The following is a 15,249-nucleotide window of genomic DNA, read 5'->3' on the forward strand; positions in this document are numbered from 1 at the left end:
GTTGACCAAGTAGAGCATACAATGCCAAGGAGGAGCCGAATAATTTGGCACCTCCCCCGATGCTCAATCAGCCATTGCAATCTTTGGGGCGGCTGGAAATCGCGACTGAATGGCGCTGGTGACTTCATCCACCGTGATGGCGCTCATGCATTTGACGATTTGCGTTTTGTCGCAGGCGAGTTCGGCACCGCGGGCGGCAATGCAGGGGCAGTCGCGGTGGAGGATGATGTGCTGGTCGCCGAAGGGGCGCCAGCGTTTCACCTGGGAGGGGCCGAAGAGGATGACGGCGGGGACGCCCACGGCGGAGGCCATGTGAGAGGGGGCGGAGTCCATGCCGAAGAAAAAGCGGGCCTGGCGCATGAAAGCGGCGAGGTGGCGGAGGCTCATGTCTCCAAGGCGGGAGAGGCAGGGCTGGCGGACGAGGCTGACGATGTTGCGGGCGCGTTTGAGCTCGTCTTCCGAAGGGCCGCAGGTGACGACGGGCTGCCAGCCCTGGGCGGTGAGCCAGTCGATGACCTCGGCCACGCGCTCGTCGTGCCAGCATTTGAACAGCCAGCGGGAGGTGGGGTGGACGACGACGAGTTTTTCGCGCTGCACGCCGTGCGCGGCGAGCCAGTCGCGGGCTTCCTGCTCTTCGACGGGCGTGGGCGGGAAGTCGGGCTGGATGTCGTAGTACGGAATGCCCATGCGCATGAGGAACTCGCGCTCGTGTTCCATCACATGGTGACTGCGGTCGGGCTTGCCGCCGTAGCCGTTGAAGATGTGCGGCTTCAGTTTGGAACCGGCGGTGACCTGGATGGCCCAGCGGCGGCTGGCGCGGCTGAGGGCGGCGTACCACATGGCGCGGTCGCTCCAGGTGAAATCGACGACGAGGTCGTAACCGCCGGTGGCGACGGCTTTCGCGACGCGCAGTTCATCGCGCACGCGGGCGAGGCCTTTGAGCTTGCGTGGGGATTCGATGACGGCGTGAATCCAGTCGAAGCCGGCGATGAGATCGCGGCTGCCGGGAGAGACGATGACATCGAGCTCGGCCTGGGGAAAGGCGTTGTGCAGCGCGCGGAAGGCGGGCACGCCGCAGATCACATCGCCGAGATGTTTGTTCTTGATCGCGAGGATGCGGCGCGGATTCACGGTGCGGCGGGTTTGATCCTGGCGGCCTCGGGTTGCTCAAGCAAGCGGTCGAGCAAAGTGATGAAGCGCTCTTCGGGGAAGGTCCAGTCGCCACGCGAAGGGGCGGGTTCGTTGGAGAGGAAGGTGAGGGCTTCGTTGCCGCAGATGCGGGCAAGCTGCGCGCCGTGGGAGGTGGTGTACACCTGATTGTCGGGCGTGCCGGGGGCGAGCATGACGAGCAGGGTGGTCTTGCAGAAGAGGACGTTGCAGATGCCCTGGCCGATGGCACCCATGACGAGCGGGGCGGCGCGGAACATGCCGATCTGGTCCGGCAGTGAGTGCTCGCCGAGGCGGATGAGATCGACGGGGCCGATCTTGCTGCGCAGGATTTCCACGATGCGCTCCTCGTTCATGAGCTGCTTGTCGGGTGCATCGCGCCGCGTGATGAAGAGCGGGCGGCCGGGGCCGTTGGGAACGGGGTAGTTTGCGGCGCAGTCGGAGAGTTCGTTGTAAAACGGCGGCGGGCAGAGGGAGGACTTGCCGTAAAGATTGGGGATGAAGATCAGGTCATCAATCTGCATGGTGCCGCGTGTGCCTTCGACGAGCTTGGAGGGATCCAGTCCGGCCCAGGCGATGTAACGGCCCTGCCAGCGTGAGTGGCCCGGAGCCACGAGGATGCGGTAGTCGGGCAGCGACTTGAGGTAATCCCGTGCAGCCATGAGGCGCGGCAGATGCTGCAGCATGAAGTGGCCGCGGTTTTCGTGATTGCGGCCCGTGAGGTGGAAGACGGGGCCCGCGATCTTCTTTACGCCCAGTTTGAGCGGCTGTGAAATTTTGAGCTTCGCGAGATTGTAGGGCAGCACCCAGGGAGAGAAGAGGCTGCCGTCTTTGAGGAAGACCTGGCCTTGGTCGCCGGTGAGCCACACGTCGCGCAGGCGGAAGAGCTCGGCAGCGGGCCAGTCGAAATCGAAGGTGGCGGTCTCGGGGCCGTTCACGCGGATCTCCAGCGGATTGGTGTCGCTGCGGCTGCCGGCGGAGACGACGGTGCGGCGCTCCTGGAGGCCCACGGCCTTGTCGGGCTCTGACACGCGCAGACGCCGTCCGCAAAGCCGGAGCAGGCGATTGTAGGCGTCCAGGATGCTGCGGGCGTGGGACTTCATGAAGGAGGGGAAACGTGCCTCTAATCCGCGTGGGGCGGGTGTGCAAATCAAATGCCGGGCCGGTGGTTGCGCCGGTATTTCAAAGTGCTACGAACAGCAGTGCCTCACCCGCAGACCCACCCATGAGAGCAGCCCACGTATTCATCAGCATGCCTGTTGGCGGCGCGGAGGACATTGTCCTCTCGCTAGCGTCTGCGGGAGTGCCGGGCGTGGAGATTCTGCCCGTGTGCCTGCGGGAGCTGGGCGTGGCCGGTGCGGAGGCCAGCGAGGCGGGCGTGCCGGTGCAGCTGCTGCATGCCGCGCGCAGCCGGCGCTTCAGTCCGACGGGCGTGTGGCGCCTCTCCCGCTGGCTGCGGGAGCAGCGCATCGATGTGGTGCATTCGCATGTGTACAATGCGCACGTGTATGCCGTGCTGGCGGCGCGGCTGGCTGGATTGCCGGTGGTGATGCATCACCACAAGACTTTTAACAGGGAGCGGCGCAGACGCTGGTTTACCCTGCGCATGCTGTCCAAGATCACGGCCGCGCAGATCACCCTTTCTGAGCAAACGCGGGACGACATCATCAGCGCGCTGAAGGTGCCGCGCAGCGCCACCCATGTGATGACCAACACGGTGGACACGCGTGTGTTTGCTCCAATGAAAGACCGTGGGTGGATGCGTGAAGTGCTGGGGCTGGATGCGCGGGCGCAGATCATTGGTGGCATTGCTTCGCTGTCCTCGCAGAAGAATCATTCGGCGACGGTGCGGATGATGGGCGGTTTGAAGAAGGCGCTGCCTGCGTGTCAGGGGATCATTTTTGGTGAGGGCATGATGCGCCCGACGCTGGAGGCTGAGATCGCCGCAGCGGGTGTGGGGGATGTGCTCACGCTGGCGGGAAACAAGCGGCCCATCGCGCCGTGGTTGCAGGCGCTCGATGTGCTGCTGCTGCCTTCGACGTGGGAAGGGCAGCCGATGGTGCTGCTGCAAGGCATGGCCTGTGGCATTCCCATCGTGGCCAGTAGGATCGAGGGGAATGTGGCGGCGCTGGGCGCGGAGCATCCGGGGCTGTTTGATCTGAATGATGATGCGGACTACCAGCGCAAGGTGCAGCAGTGCCTGAAGGATGGTGAATTTCGCGGACGGCTGATGGCGTATCAGAATGAGCAATGGGCGCGGCAGCCGCGCATGGGGGATTATATTGAGGGGCTGCGGAGGCTGTATGAGAGCCTTTGCAACCCAGGCGCGAAGGCTGCGACGTAACGCGGGTGATCTTGCCCGTGGCTATGCGTTGGACACGGGCAGGATTGCCCGTGCTACTTCTGGCGTATCACAACGAGCAGTGGGCGAGGACGCTCTTACACCACAGTGTTTGCGGTGCGCTCGCAGACGGGCGGGCTGTCGCCACGCCCATCCTACGGTCCAGCATGCGGTATCAGGCGAAGTGTTTGTGGGTGATCAGACCTGTTTTCAACTGATCGTGGTATCAGGCGGGCTTCTGTCCGACCACGACGGCCTGGATGAAGATGTCGCGCGGGCCGAACTCGTAGCCGACGAACTTGTAGCCGGTGCGCTCGAGGAAGCCGCGGGCCTGCTTTTCGGAGTCGAGAAGTGAGGGCTCGGCGGGATGGAATTCGCCGGGTTTTTTGAGGATGTTGTCCAGGATGTAGCGCCAGACTTTGAGAACGAAGACGCTGGTGGCGCGGCGGTGCGGCCAGAAGATGACGATCTTGCCGCCGGGCTTCAGCACGCGGTAAAACTCGCGGTAGATGGTTTCGATCTGCTCGTGGGAGAAATGCTCGACGACGCCGAGATTGTACACGCCGTCAAAGGTGCCGTCCGGATGGTGCAGTGCCAGAGCGCTGCCCTGCTCCAGGCGGTGCACCTGGGGATTGTAGCGCGAGTAAAGTTCCAGCGCCGCCAGCGAGATGTCGAGGGCGGTGATCTGATAGGATGCGTGCAGGCTCACGTCGATCTGGCCGCTGCCGCAGCCGGCGTGCAGTAGGGCGGAGCCGGGGCGGAACTCGCGGCGGATGGCGCGCTCGAGATTGGGGCGGATGATGAGGCGGCGATAGATCGTGGCGATCACCTCATAGACGAAGGCGCTGAGGCGGCTCTTCTGCCGCCAGTAGGGCTCCCAGTTTTGCGGATCGCTAAGGCCTGGCTCAATACGGTCGGGATCGCGGGAAGGGTGGAAGCGGCCTGGGTTGACGATGTTTTCCAGGCAGAGACGGAAGAGGAAGGAGGCGCTGCGGGCTGCCTCGGTCAGGCTCATCTTGGAGTGGCCGTAGGTGCGCGCGGAAAGGGTGATGGGCAGTTCGCTGACTTTGTAGCCCTGCTTGATGAGGACATACAGGCTCTCAAAGAAGAACGAGTAGCTGCGCGACTGGATGGGGCCGAAAGCGTGGTGATCGATCCGCTTCAAATCGTAGGCGCGCAGGCCACCGCTCGCATCCTGGGGGAGGCCGAGCAGGTTGGAGGTGAGGAAGTGGCCGAAATGCGTGAGCATCTTGCGCGGCAGACTCCAGCCTTGAAGGCTGTCGGGGTTGCAGTAACGGGAACCGACGGCGATGTCATAACCCGAGAGTTTTTCGAGCAGGCGGGGGATGTCGGCGGGATTGTGGGTGAAGTCACAGTCCATGGTCACCAGCACATCGTAGCCCTGCTCGCATGCATGGCGGATGGCGGTGAAGTGAGCGCTGCCGATGCCGAGCTTTCCCTCGCGGTGGATGACCTTCATCTTCGGGTCCTTGGCGGCCATGTCGTCGAGGATTTTTCCGGTGCCGTCCGGCGAGCCGTCGTCCATGAACAGGATGTCAAAGTCCAGCGGCAGCTTGCGCAGTTCCGCATGCAGCGGGCCGACGTTTTCGTGTTCGTTGTACGTGGGGATAAAAACCAGCAGCCTGTTCATTGAATGTGTTCCTGAAGTGCGTGTTGAACCATGCTCTCAATCATTTGCGCAAAGCCGGTCTCGGGTTTCCAGCCGGTGGCACGGGTGAGTCTGGCGGAGTCGCCTGCCATGGCGCAGCGCGAGCGTGTGAGTACCTGCCCGGCCTGGCTGACGTGATTGCGGGAGTCCAGGCCCAGTGCGCGGAAGGTGATGTCCACAAACTCTTGCACGGTGTGCAGCGTGCCGGTGGCGATGACGAAGTCGTCTCCCTGAGGCAGGGCGCAGATGGCGCGCATGGCCTTGACGTAGTCCGGCGCGTAGCCCCAGTCCACCTGCGCGGAGAGATTTCCCAGCACGAGCTGATCCTGGCGGCCCTGCTTGATGCGCACGGCGGCATTGATGATCTTTTTGGAGACGAATTTCTCCTGCCGCAGGTGGCATTCGTGATTGAAGAGAATGCCGGCGGAGGCTGGCAGGCCGTCCTTTTCCCGGTGCTTCTGGCAGAGGTGGATGCCGGCGGTCTTGGTGATGCCGTAGATGCAGCGGGGGCGCAGGGGCGTGTTCTCATCCTGCAGCACGCTGCCGTTGCCATCGCCAAACACGAGTGCGGAGGCCGCGTAAAAGACGTGGCAGCCGGGGGCCTCGTGCTTCAGGGCATCAAGGAAATGCAGCAGGCCGGTCACGTGCACTTCCAGGCTGGGGGTCATCAGCGCCGAGGCATCTGTGAGGGCGTTTTCCTGTGAGGAGTGGTGGAAGGACGCGAGATAGTACAGCGCGACGGGCTTGGTTTCGCGCACGAGATCGCGCACGGATTTCGCGTCGGCGATGCCATGGAAGGGCGGGACTTCGCAGCCGTGCGAGCGGACGCCGCTGCGGCCGATGCCGACCACGCTTTCTCCCGCTGCCACGAGCTGGTCATACAGCAGCCGGCCATCCTGGCCTTCGCTGCCAATGATGACGCTCACGCTCATTGTGCCGATGCTGCGGGTTTGGCGCCCTTGGTGAGCACCAGATTGAAATGCTCACGCTCCAGTTTGTGGGCGGCCAGTGCGGCCAGATCCGCGATGGGCTTCACCTGGGCGGTGGTGTCATCAAATTCACCCATGGAAAAACCGGCCTGCACCAGCAGGTCGAGCAGCTTCTGCGGATCGGAGCCGGACTGCAGGAGGCCCCAGGGCCAGAACTCCATGAAGATGGTCAGATTGGGCTGGCTTTGCAGCGTTTTCTGCATGCCCACGAAGACCTGGTATTCAGCGCCCTGGACGTCGATCTTGATGACGTCCAGACGGGTGACGCCCTGCTCCTGAAGCAGGAAGTCAATGGAGGTGGCCTGCACCTTCACATGGGGGCGGTCGCCACCGGCGTCGTACACGCGGTGGTCGGCCTTGTTTTCCGCGCAGAGGTAGAGGTTCAGCGTGCCTTCGCGGTCGCTGGCGGCCTTGTTGATGATGGCGATGTTTTCAAAGCCGTTGAGCTGGCGGGAGCGCTCGACAAAGGCGCAGTTCCCAGCCTCTGGCTCCACGGCGACGACGCGTCCAGTGGGGCCTGCCTCATTGGCGGCGATCATGGAGTAAAGGCCGATATTGGCCCCGATATCCAGCACGTTCATGCCGGGCTTGATGGTGGCGCGAAAAAGCTCGGAAAGGCTGGTCTCATAGCAGCCGAGGCTCAGGGCGCCGCTGACGATGGCATCCTGCGGATTGAGGGCCAAGCGGACGCCATGGACCTGCACTTCCTTCTTGATGAACAGCGTGCGCACGGCCCACTGTGCCAGCATGCGCAGGGGCTTGGGCCGCAGCAGGACGGTATAAATCCAGGTGATCCAGGAAGGAGGGACCGCGCTGAGCAGTCCTTTTCCTGTGGCTGTGTGGGAATCTGTGGGCATCAATCGCGCTAGATAAAGCGGTGATAGGTGTTCACAACTGAATTCCTTCGCCCCCTAGGGGCGGGTGGGTTCCCCAAGGGTCAGGGAGTTTGACGGCGGAAGAAAATCAGGCCTGAAGAATCATCCACGGGAACGACGTCAAAGGGCGGGGGAGGGAGGTTTCCGGTGGCCTGAATCTGCATGGCGTGGCGCAGGTCGAAATCGACGGTGTACATGGGGTTGGCGCGGACGTTGCGGGCGGAGTAGCGCATGAGGAGGCCGGAGTTCCAGGGCCAGTTCAGAATGGTGTTGTCCGTGCCTGCATGCAATCCGACCAGCCAGTTGTTTTTCTCCGGCAGCATGGCGTCCAGACGATGAACCCCGGCCCCTTGCACCAGCCAGATCTCGCCGGAATCATTGTGTTTGGTTTGCAGGACCTCGGCGGGCATGCGTGCGCCGGTTTTGTCGTAGGGGACGAAGAGGACCTGATCAAGCCCCTTGGTATTGAGGAATTTCAGCACCAGGGGCGGCAGCTCCCGGCGGTCCAGCGCCTCGATCTGCAATCCCGTGCAGTGAATGAAGGACACGCCTTCCCGCCGTTTGGACAGGCCCATGGGGCGGATCATGGCGAGGCAGTTCAGCTCGCGCGGCGGACCGACCACGCCGGTCCACTGTGGAGTCTCCGTGGCCACTTTCCACGGCTGCACGTCTTTGGCATAGGCCGGCATCCAGAGGATTTCATGGCTGCCTGCGCCCGCCAGCATGAGGGTTTGAAGGGTTTGCTCGCCTTCCACAAAGAGAAGCTTTTCCTCGGGCTTTTGCTGCTTCAGCACCTGCTCGGTCTTGTTCAGGTCAAAGGCATACCAGTTGAAGTGCATCTGCTCGCCAAGCTGAACGACGAACCAGTGGGTGACGTGCACGGCGAAAAACACGCAGGCCAGCGTCTTCACCCATTGCGGAGTCGAGCGGCGGAAAAACATGCGCGCTGCCAGACCGCAGATCACGAAGGCGGCGACGACCAGCACGCGGCCGAAGACGTCCGCTTTGAAGCCCGGAAGGTAATGCGCCAGCGTGCAGATGGAGACCAGCCCCCAGGCCAGGAACGTCCAGCACACATGGCGGGGGAAAAAGCGGGAGCGCGACTGCCACACGCCGACCACCAGCAGCAGCAGCACGGCCAGATTTTTGCGCAGCACATCGTAGATGAAGCGGAAGGCGCGCTCGGCATTGCCGCCCAACTGGCTCAGGTCATGCACCACGCCGTGGTATTCCTTGGGCAGGCTCATGCCCGGCACGCTGGCATATAAGACGGTGCGCAGCGCGACCGCGCCCACCGCGATGGTGATGAACAATGCGGCACGGCCGCGCAGGAGGTTCTCCCCCCGGCGCCATGAGATGAGCGCCGCCAGTGCGCAGAGGAAGACCGCAAACACCAGACCGATGCTGTGCACCAGCAGCAGGCAGATCATGCCTGGCGCGATCCAGCCCCAGCGCGGGCGGCCAGCTTTCAGCAGAGCCCCGGCGATCCACAGGCAGAGGCCCGTGGCCGCGAGTGAGGCGATCAGGGTATCGATGCCCTGGCGCGGCATGGTCATCACGCCCATGAGCAGCAGGCCCAGGCCGGCGGCGCGCCAGCCGACGAGGCGCTTTAGGAAACACCCTGCGCCGAGGCTGAGCAAGATGGTGGTGAGCGTTTCCACCAATGCATAGGCCAGCCCGTCGTCATGCACCAAGGCGTGCAGGCTGCCGAGGACGACATCAAACAGCGGCGTGGCGGTGCCCTGCAGACGCGTGTGGATGAACATCGGATAGGTGCCATCTGTCTCGAAATTCAGGTGATGATCGGCCAGCTGCTGCTTGACCGACTGGATGGCGGTGGAGTCCGTCGGGTAGCCGTGGAGGCTGGCCTGGGCGTGCCACAGGTAGGTGAGGGCATCGCCGCCATTGCGTGCGTTTTCCCCGGTGAAATAGCCACCCCAGATGCCCAGCAGGCGGGTGGCGAAAAACAAGGCAAGCCCCGTGTAGTAAATGCGGCGGGACCAGGTCTTGCCGCTTGCGGCGCCAGAGGGTTTGGGGGAGCGGTTGGATTCCATCGTGTCTCATGGCGGCTTGGCACCACCGCCTGCGCACATTCACTGTCGTCTGACGTTGCAAAGTCAAGCTCCGCCTCGAATCCCTCCTTGTCTGCCACACTTAGCCGCACAAAGTCGGGAATGGCTGAAACCGAAACCGACCAGGAAATGTATGCGCTGCTGGACAGCGGCGGCGGGCGAGTGCTCGAAAAACTAGGCACCCTCGTGTCCACCCGCAACAGCCACGCGGCGTGGTGGCGGCGCAAGCTGCCGGGCAGTGAATGGCGCAAGGCCGTGGATCTAAAGAGGGATGTGAAAGAGACGCTCAAGGTGCGCATCGGCAGCGTGCGCTTTCTGCTTTCTCCCCAGGGCGGTGTGCGTGGGCTTGCACCGGAGCTGGAGGAAGAGTGGGAGCGCGTGAGCGCCGCGTGCGTGACCTTTGCCGAGCAGCAGCGGCGTCCGGCGCGGGTGCTGAATCTCTTCGGCGGAGCCGGTGGCTTCACCCTGGCGGCCGCGCAAGCCGGTGCGGCGGTGGCGCATGTGGACGCCTCGGCGGACGCGATCAAACGTGCCCGTGACCATGCCGCGATCAATACGCTGGCGAATCGCGACATCCGCTGGGTGGTGGATGATCCGGTGAAGTTCGCCCAGCGCGAGCGCACGCAGACCACGCGCTATGATTTGATCGTGATCGATCCGCACACGCCGAAGGATGCCAAGCGCGGCTTTGAGATCGAGCGCGATCTCGGCGCACTGCTTGGCACGGTCAGCGGCCTGCTTTCAGACAAGCCGATTGGAGTCGTCATTTGCTGCCGTCAGGGCGTGGTTTCGCCCACGACGCTGCAGCATCTCATGCGGCAGGAGTTCAGCGTCTTTGGCGGAAAGGTGGAGAGCGGGGAGATCTTGCTTACGGGGGAGGCCGGGGTGCCGGAGGTTCCTTTCGGAACACTGGCGCGCTGGCTCAAGACGGCGTGATTCAAGGGCGAGGTTAAGAGGTCCTGAGCATCTGCCTGCGTTAAGTGGTTTTGAATATTTAGCGCAGTGCAGGGTGGAGGGAAGGGGAAGAACTTTGAGGTGCGCAGCTGCTGAAGCGCTGCCTGTCCCGAGTGCCTTTCCTTCCTGCTCATGAAAACCACCCAGCCTGATCGTCGCCGGTCGGGGTTCAGCTTGATTGAACTCCTGACGGTGATGGTCATCATTGGTGTGCTGGCTGCCATTGTGATCCCCAATCTGAGTTTTCTCTCAGGCACGGCGGACAAGGTGAAGGACAAGCGCAATGCGCAGAACATCCTGCTGGCCTACACGACCGGTGCGGCGGCGGGTGTGGAATGGCCGGAAGGAGATGTGGCCACGCAGGTGGCTGCGGTGCTGGCGGGCCGGAAGCCAAACGGTGGTTCGCTGGCGAGCATGAATTTTCAATCAACCGTCAGCACCAGCGAGGTGGCTGGCACCTATGCCTACATCGGCGTGCGCGCCACGGGGGAACTCTTCTTTGATTCCGCAGGCGGGCAAAGTGCTTCAGGGCATTGAGCTGTTAAAAATGCGGGATGGCTGCGTTTAAGCTTCTCTCATGATGAAGCGTTTTTTCTTTCTCTCCCTGCTTGCGGTGACTGCGCAGGCGCAGCTCAGTCCCACTGGTGCCACGGCTTCCTTTAAAGGCAGTCTGCCACCGAAACCCACGGCTGCGCTTTCCGCGGAGCAGGAGGCGGGACTCGCCAAAGAGCTGGCGGTGGTGACGAAGTCTTTTCAGGCGGTGAAGAAACATCCGCGCGCAGCGGATGCAGACATCTTCCTCAAAGCGGTGCGCTATGCGCTGGAGTTTGACGAGTGGTATGACAAGAAGCCGGAGGACGGTATCAAGAAGGCCACGGTGCTGCTTGATGAGGCGAAGAAGCGCATTGCATCGCTCGGCAAAAATGAAACGCCGTGGATGAATGGCAGCGGGCAGAAGGTGCTGGGGTTTTATTCGAAGATTGATGATTCGCCGCAGCCTTATGGCGTGGAGGTGCCGGAGGGGCTGGAGTTTGGCGCAGGCAAAAAGCCGGTGTCGATGTGGATCTGGCTGCATGGCCGGGGAGACACCGCGACGGATCTGCCGTTTGTGTATTCCAAGCTGACGGCGAAGAAGCCGGGGCAGTTTCAGCCTGCGGGCACCATCGTGATTCATCCCTTTGGCCGCTACTGCAATGGCTGGAAGAGCGCGGGGGAGACGGATGTGTTTGAATGTCGCGACGACGCTATGAAGCGCTTCAATGTGGACAGCAATCGCATCGCGCTGGCGGGTTTCAGCATGGGCGGCGCTGGCGCGTGGCACATGGGCGCACATTATGCGGACCAGTGGGCCTGCGTGCATACGGGGGCCGGATTTGCGGATGTGAAGCGCTACCAAAAACTCACGCCGGACAAATATCCCGTGGCGTATGAGCAGACGCTGTGGGGCGTGTATGACGTGCCGGACTATGCGCGGAATTTCTTCAACGTGCCGCTCATCAGCTACAGCGGCGAAGTGGATGCGCAGCGCGATTCAGCGGAGTACATGATGGAGGTGCTGGCGAAGCAGGATCTCCATCCGCCGCACCTGATCGGCCCTGGCATGCCGCACAAATACCATCCGGAAACGATCAAGGAAGTGCAGGCGTGGATTGAAAAGGCGGTGGCGAAAGGGCGCGATCTTTTCCCGAATGAAGTGCACATCCAGACCAAGACGCCTTTCTATGGCCGCATGAAGTGGCTGAACCTCCACGGCATGGAGGAAAGCTGGAAGGAGGCGCGATTGGATGCGAAGGTGGTGGACGGGCAGACGCTGGAAATCAAAACGCAGAACGTGATGCGCATCGTCTTCTACCCGCCGCCGCAGCTTCGGCAGGGCGGGGGATCGCTCACGGTGAAGATCGACGGTGCCACGCTGACGCTGAAGACCGGCCCGGTGGCTCCGCAGTTTGAGACCTTCATGACGCCCGGGCCCAAGGTGGCGGGGGCCTTCTGCCGCCTGATCAAGGAGAACGGCGCGTGGCGCGACTTTGGCAATGCGGAGCCGTTTCAGCATGACACGCCTGCGGGCGGCAAGCCGGGGGCGCACCCTGGGCCGATGGACGCGAGTTTCTTGAAGCGCTTCCTCGTGGTGCTGCCGGATGGCAAGTCCTCCTCGCCCGAGGTGGATGCGTGGGTGAAGGCGGAGTCTGCGCATTTCATTCAGCGCTGGAGGGGGCTGATGCGTGGTGACGTGCGCGTGGTGAAGGCGTCGGATGTGGGAGATGTTTTCGAGGCGGGCAAAACTCAAAGCCTCATTCTCTGGGGCACGCCAGAGTCCAACTCCTGCCTGAAGCAGATCGCCAAATCACTGCCGGTGAAGTGGGATGCGGAAAAGGTGAGCGTGGGCGGGCAGTCGTTTGATGCGAAGACGCACGTGCCGCTGCTGACCTATCCCTGCCTGAAGTCGATGGGGTTTGAGGCGGTGATCAATTCGGGCCTCACCTTCCGGGAAGCGCATGACAAGACCAACTCGCTGCAAAATCCGAAGCTGCCGGACTGGGCCATCCTGGACATCACTCAGCCACCGAGCGCCGAGTCGGCCGGCAAGGTCGTGGCCGCGGACTTCTTTGACGATCTCTGGCAGGTGAAGAGCAAGTAGGCAGCCAGTTTGAAACCGCTCAGTGCGGGCATGCCGAGCGATTGCGCGGCATGCAGGGCGGCAGGGGCGGGTAGAGCATGTCCAGCGTCGATTCGCGCAGCCAGCCGCGCAGGGAGGGCTGGTTCACGCCCAGCTGATGGGCGATCTCTTTGCAGCTTTCTCCGAGGCGGATGCGGGAACGTGCAGCGGCCACGATGGCGGCCTTTTCAGCAGGTGAGTAACGTGAGACGCGGGGCATGATGTGTGGGGTGGGGTGAGTGATGAAGTGCCTGAAATCGTGCCACCTCTCTAAAGTCCCCACCCGTCTCGAAACGAGGGCTGCCTTGTTCCATGATGTTGACGGGTGAGGTGCATGCGGGGGCCGATTAACCGCCCATACGCTGAGCATATCCCTGCCCATCCATTCGATTTCGCAGACGCTAAATCGCGCAAAGAAGACGCTGTTTGTGCATCTTCAAAAGGTTGTGCCGTTGCCGCGTCAAACAGTGCGCACTCAAGCCGCTGCGCGCAGCGGCTCTGGCTTGCTCTCCACCATTTCCACCCCGGTCAAGTCAGCGCCGCCGAGATCGGCGCCCGCAAGATTGGCCCGGATCAGGCGCGTGCCCCCGAGGTCGGCTCCGCAGAGATTGGCATTGGCAAAATTGGCACGGCGCAGGTCGGTGTCATGAAAGTTGGCACGTCGCAGGTCTGCACCGAGGAGTTGTACGCCGGTGCATTTGGCCCCGCGCAGGTCGGCACCTTCGAGATTGGCCAGGCTGAGGTCGGCGCCGTTGAGGTTTGCGCCACGGAGATCGGCCAGGCTGAGGTCGGCGCCGCGGAGATTGGCCAGACTGAGGTCTGCGCCATTGAGGTTCGCCAGATGAAGATCCGCCTGCGCGAGATTCACGCGGCGGAGGTCTGCTCCCTTGAGATAAGCTTCACTGAGGCAGGCCGTTTGCAGACCTTCGTCCAGAAGAAAGGTGTTCCAAGCGTAGGAGCCCTGTTTGAGAATTTCTAGGCATGTCGTCTTTTCCATAGGGGAAGTTTCACACTGCGCAGGCCTCGGTAAAGGCAGGTATTGTAATGTGTTTGTGTGAAATTTGTCTGGTGTTCCTGGTTGAGCGAGGCGTGAGCGCCTACAAAATCAGTCGCGTTTCGTAGCTTCCCGGTGCGTATTTATGGCAGACACTACTTCTGCCAACCTCTCCCATCATGACCACACTTCCACGCCTCTTATCCCTTCCCGTGCTCGCTGCCACGCTGCTGCTTGGCACCTCCGCTGTCCGCGCAGCCGGCGGCATTCAAGATGACGGCGCCTTTTTCTCCGAGTTCGCCAAGGTGAATGCCTCGGGGACGATCAAGGATGTCTCCACCCGGCTGCACAAGGATATCTCCGTGCAAACCTTTGCCGCAGTGCCTGAGGACATGAAGGCCAAGGTGCTGCAGGGTGACAAGGCCGCCACCAATCGCGGCTTCTCCCAGTGGGCCGAACAGCTCGCCCGCTCAAAGAGCGTGAACGGTGTTTTTATTCTCCTCGTCAAACAACCCGCGCACCTGCAGGTCGTTGTGGGCAATGACACGCAGAGGCAGGCCTTCACGCTGCTGGATCGCCAGACGCTGGTGGAGCGCATGATCAAGCAGCTGCGGGACAAGAAGAACGATGAGGCGCTGATCGATGGCGTGAACTTCATCGCCACTACCATGACCTCGCATCGCAGTGGGAGTGCTGCTCCGACGACCTCCCACTACAGGTCGAGCTCGGTTCAGCCTACGACGGGTTCTTCATGGCTTGGCCCCATTCTTGGCTTCGTGGTCATCCTCGTGGTCATCAATGTCATTCGCAGCCTCTTCCGCGCCATGTCCGGCGGCGGTGGTGGCACCATGAATGGTGGCATGGGCCAGCCCTACAATGTGGGCGGCGGTGGCTTCTTCCAGAACATGATGAGCAGCATGTTTGGCGCTGCCGCGGGCATGTGGATGTATGACACCTTCTTCGGCGGCCACAGCAATGCCGCCACCTTCAATGATCAGCATCGTTCAGATTTCGGCTCAAGTGACGGCGGCTTTGGCGGCGGCGGCGGTTACTCCGGCACGGACACTGACTACTCCAGCTCTGGCGACAGCTTCGGCGGTGACTCCGGTGGCGGCGGCGATTTTGGCGGTGGTGACAGCGGTGGCGGCGGAGATTTCTAAACCTCTGCCATGGCCCGTTACGCCAGCAATCAGGACGTGGTGCGCTTCTTTGCCAGTCACGACATCGAGGTGAGCCACGTCCGCCGCGAAGGCCCCGTGCGCCATTTGCAGGCTGCTCAGAAAGCGATCACGCTGCCGATGGATGCGAGTCCTGAAGAGTGCCTGCGGATTGTGAGGGAGGCGGTGGCGGCTGTGACGATGCAGCAGTCAACGGCAGCCCCAAGCGCCAAAAGCGAACAGTCATGAAGGCACAACTCTGTTGGTGCTCGACAAAACTGCCGGCCGTCAAATGGTTCGGCGTTGGTAAGCGCATCCTGTGAACGAGCACGACTATATCTCAGAACTCCGAGCCCGGTGGCCTCGCGGTTCGTC

Annotated in this window: 14 protein-coding genes; 6 read left to right on the top strand and 8 right to left on the bottom strand. The window is 62.3% G+C overall.

Features of this window, described 5'->3' with window-relative positions:
• Positions 1-63: 63 nt before the first annotated feature.
• Positions 64-1,131 (bottom strand): putative lipopolysaccharide heptosyltransferase III, encoded by a 1,068-nt coding sequence (gene rfaQ, locus ACILSO_RS22635; RefSeq protein ID WP_395739741.1) that lies wholly within the window; start codon positions 1,129-1,131, stop codon positions 64-66.
• Positions 1,128-2,270 carry a glycosyltransferase family 61 protein gene (locus tag ACILSO_RS22640; RefSeq protein WP_395739742.1) on the bottom strand — a complete coding sequence of 381 codons (1,143 nt, stop codon included), beginning with the start codon at positions 2,268-2,270 and terminating at the stop codon, positions 1,128-1,130. The genes rfaQ and ACILSO_RS22640 overlap by 4 nt, the downstream gene beginning before the upstream one ends.
• Positions 2,271-2,392: 122 nt before the next feature.
• On the opposite strand from ACILSO_RS22640, the gene ACILSO_RS22645 reads away from it, so the two are divergent.
• Complete coding sequence (locus ACILSO_RS22645; RefSeq protein ID WP_395739743.1) at positions 2,393-3,511, top strand: glycosyltransferase; 1,119 nt, start codon at positions 2,393-2,395, stop codon at positions 3,509-3,511.
• 223 nt (positions 3,512-3,734) lie between these two features.
• Here the strand turns inward: ACILSO_RS22645 and ACILSO_RS22650 are convergent, their stop codons facing one another.
• From ACILSO_RS22650 to ACILSO_RS22665, 4 genes are all read right to left on the bottom strand, one after another.
• Entirely contained in the window at positions 3,735-5,159 is a 1,425-nt protein-coding gene (locus ACILSO_RS22650; RefSeq protein WP_395739744.1) for a glycosyltransferase, read from the bottom strand.
• Positions 5,156-6,103 (bottom strand): GDP-mannose 4,6-dehydratase, encoded by a 948-nt coding sequence (locus ACILSO_RS22655; RefSeq protein WP_395739745.1) that lies wholly within the window; start codon positions 6,101-6,103, stop codon positions 5,156-5,158. The genes ACILSO_RS22650 and ACILSO_RS22655 overlap by 4 nt, the downstream gene beginning before the upstream one ends.
• A 2-nt stretch (positions 6,104-6,105) precedes the next feature.
• A complete protein-coding gene (locus ACILSO_RS22660; protein WP_395739746.1) occupies positions 6,106-7,023 on the bottom strand; it encodes an FkbM family methyltransferase in 918 nt (305 codons plus the stop codon).
• 80 nt (positions 7,024-7,103) lie between these two features.
• A complete protein-coding gene (locus tag ACILSO_RS22665) occupies positions 7,104-9,095 on the bottom strand; it encodes a hypothetical protein (RefSeq protein WP_395739747.1) in 1,992 nt (663 codons plus the stop codon).
• A gap of 87 nt (positions 9,096-9,182) precedes the next feature.
• Between ACILSO_RS22665 and ACILSO_RS22670 the strand changes: the two genes are divergently transcribed.
• From ACILSO_RS22670 to ACILSO_RS22680, 3 genes are all read left to right on the top strand, one after another.
• Positions 9,183-10,049: a class I SAM-dependent methyltransferase gene (locus ACILSO_RS22670; RefSeq protein WP_395739748.1), complete on the top strand. Its 867-nt coding sequence runs from the start codon at positions 9,183-9,185 to the stop codon at positions 10,047-10,049.
• Between the two features lie 150 nt (positions 10,050-10,199).
• Positions 10,200-10,604 (top strand): type II secretion system protein, encoded by a 405-nt coding sequence (locus tag ACILSO_RS22675; RefSeq protein ID WP_395739749.1) that lies wholly within the window; start codon positions 10,200-10,202, stop codon positions 10,602-10,604.
• A 40-nt stretch (positions 10,605-10,644) separates the two neighbouring features.
• On the top strand, positions 10,645-12,705 hold the full coding sequence (locus ACILSO_RS22680) for a prolyl oligopeptidase family serine peptidase (RefSeq protein ID WP_395739750.1): 2,061 nt from the start codon (positions 10,645-10,647) through the stop codon (positions 12,703-12,705).
• 19 nt (positions 12,706-12,724) lie between these two features.
• On the opposite strand, the gene ACILSO_RS22685 is transcribed toward ACILSO_RS22680, so the two are convergent.
• Entirely contained in the window at positions 12,725-12,943 is a 219-nt protein-coding gene (locus tag ACILSO_RS22685; RefSeq protein ID WP_395739751.1) for a transposase, read from the bottom strand.
• Positions 12,944-13,198: 255 nt separating this feature from the next.
• The gene (locus ACILSO_RS22690; RefSeq protein ID WP_395739752.1) at positions 13,199-13,720 is read right to left on the bottom strand and encodes a pentapeptide repeat-containing protein; all 522 of its coding nucleotides are present in this window, start codon (positions 13,718-13,720) and stop codon (positions 13,199-13,201) included.
• Positions 13,721-13,896: 176 nt separating this feature from the next.
• Between ACILSO_RS22690 and ACILSO_RS22695 the strand changes: the two genes are divergently transcribed.
• Positions 13,897-14,877: a hypothetical protein gene (locus tag ACILSO_RS22695; RefSeq protein WP_395739753.1), complete on the top strand. Its 981-nt coding sequence runs from the start codon at positions 13,897-13,899 to the stop codon at positions 14,875-14,877.
• 9 nt (positions 14,878-14,886) lie between these two features.
• Complete coding sequence (locus ACILSO_RS22700; protein WP_395739754.1) at positions 14,887-15,123, top strand: hypothetical protein; 237 nt, start codon at positions 14,887-14,889, stop codon at positions 15,121-15,123.
• The last annotated feature ends 126 nt before the right edge of the window (positions 15,124-15,249 follow it).

It is taken from the genome of Prosthecobacter sp. (genome assembly GCF_044226605.1).
Classification (GTDB): Bacteria; Verrucomicrobiota; Verrucomicrobiia; order Verrucomicrobiales; family Verrucomicrobiaceae; genus Prosthecobacter.

Bases quoted from the DNA above. Each gene is read 5' to 3' on its own strand.
- ACILSO_RS22640 (WP_395739742.1), bottom strand. From the start codon at position 2,270: ATGAAGTCCCACGCCCGCAGCATCCTGGACGCCTACAATCGCCTGCTC.
- ACILSO_RS22645 (WP_395739743.1), top strand. From the start codon at position 2,393: ATGAGAGCAGCCCACGTATTCATCAGCATGCCTGTTGGCGGCGCGGAG.
- ACILSO_RS22650 (WP_395739744.1), bottom strand. From the start codon at position 5,159: ATGAACAGGCTGCTGGTTTTTATCCCCACGTACAACGAACACGAAAAC.
- ACILSO_RS22660 (WP_395739746.1), bottom strand. From the start codon at position 7,023: ATGCCCACAGATTCCCACACAGCCACAGGAAAAGGACTGCTCAGCGCG.
- ACILSO_RS22665 (WP_395739747.1), bottom strand. From the start codon at position 9,095: ATGGAATCCAACCGCTCCCCCAAACCCTCTGGCGCCGCAAGCGGCAAG.
- ACILSO_RS22675 (WP_395739749.1), top strand. From the start codon at position 10,200: ATGAAAACCACCCAGCCTGATCGTCGCCGGTCGGGGTTCAGCTTGATT.
- ACILSO_RS22680 (WP_395739750.1), top strand. From the start codon at position 10,645: ATGATGAAGCGTTTTTTCTTTCTCTCCCTGCTTGCGGTGACTGCGCAG.
- ACILSO_RS22685 (WP_395739751.1), bottom strand. From the start codon at position 12,943: ATGCCCCGCGTCTCACGTTACTCACCTGCTGAAAAGGCCGCCATCGTG.
- ACILSO_RS22690 (WP_395739752.1), bottom strand. From the start codon at position 13,720: ATGGAAAAGACGACATGCCTAGAAATTCTCAAACAGGGCTCCTACGCT.
- ACILSO_RS22695 (WP_395739753.1), top strand. From the start codon at position 13,897: ATGACCACACTTCCACGCCTCTTATCCCTTCCCGTGCTCGCTGCCACG.
- ACILSO_RS22700 (WP_395739754.1), top strand. From the start codon at position 14,887: ATGGCCCGTTACGCCAGCAATCAGGACGTGGTGCGCTTCTTTGCCAGT.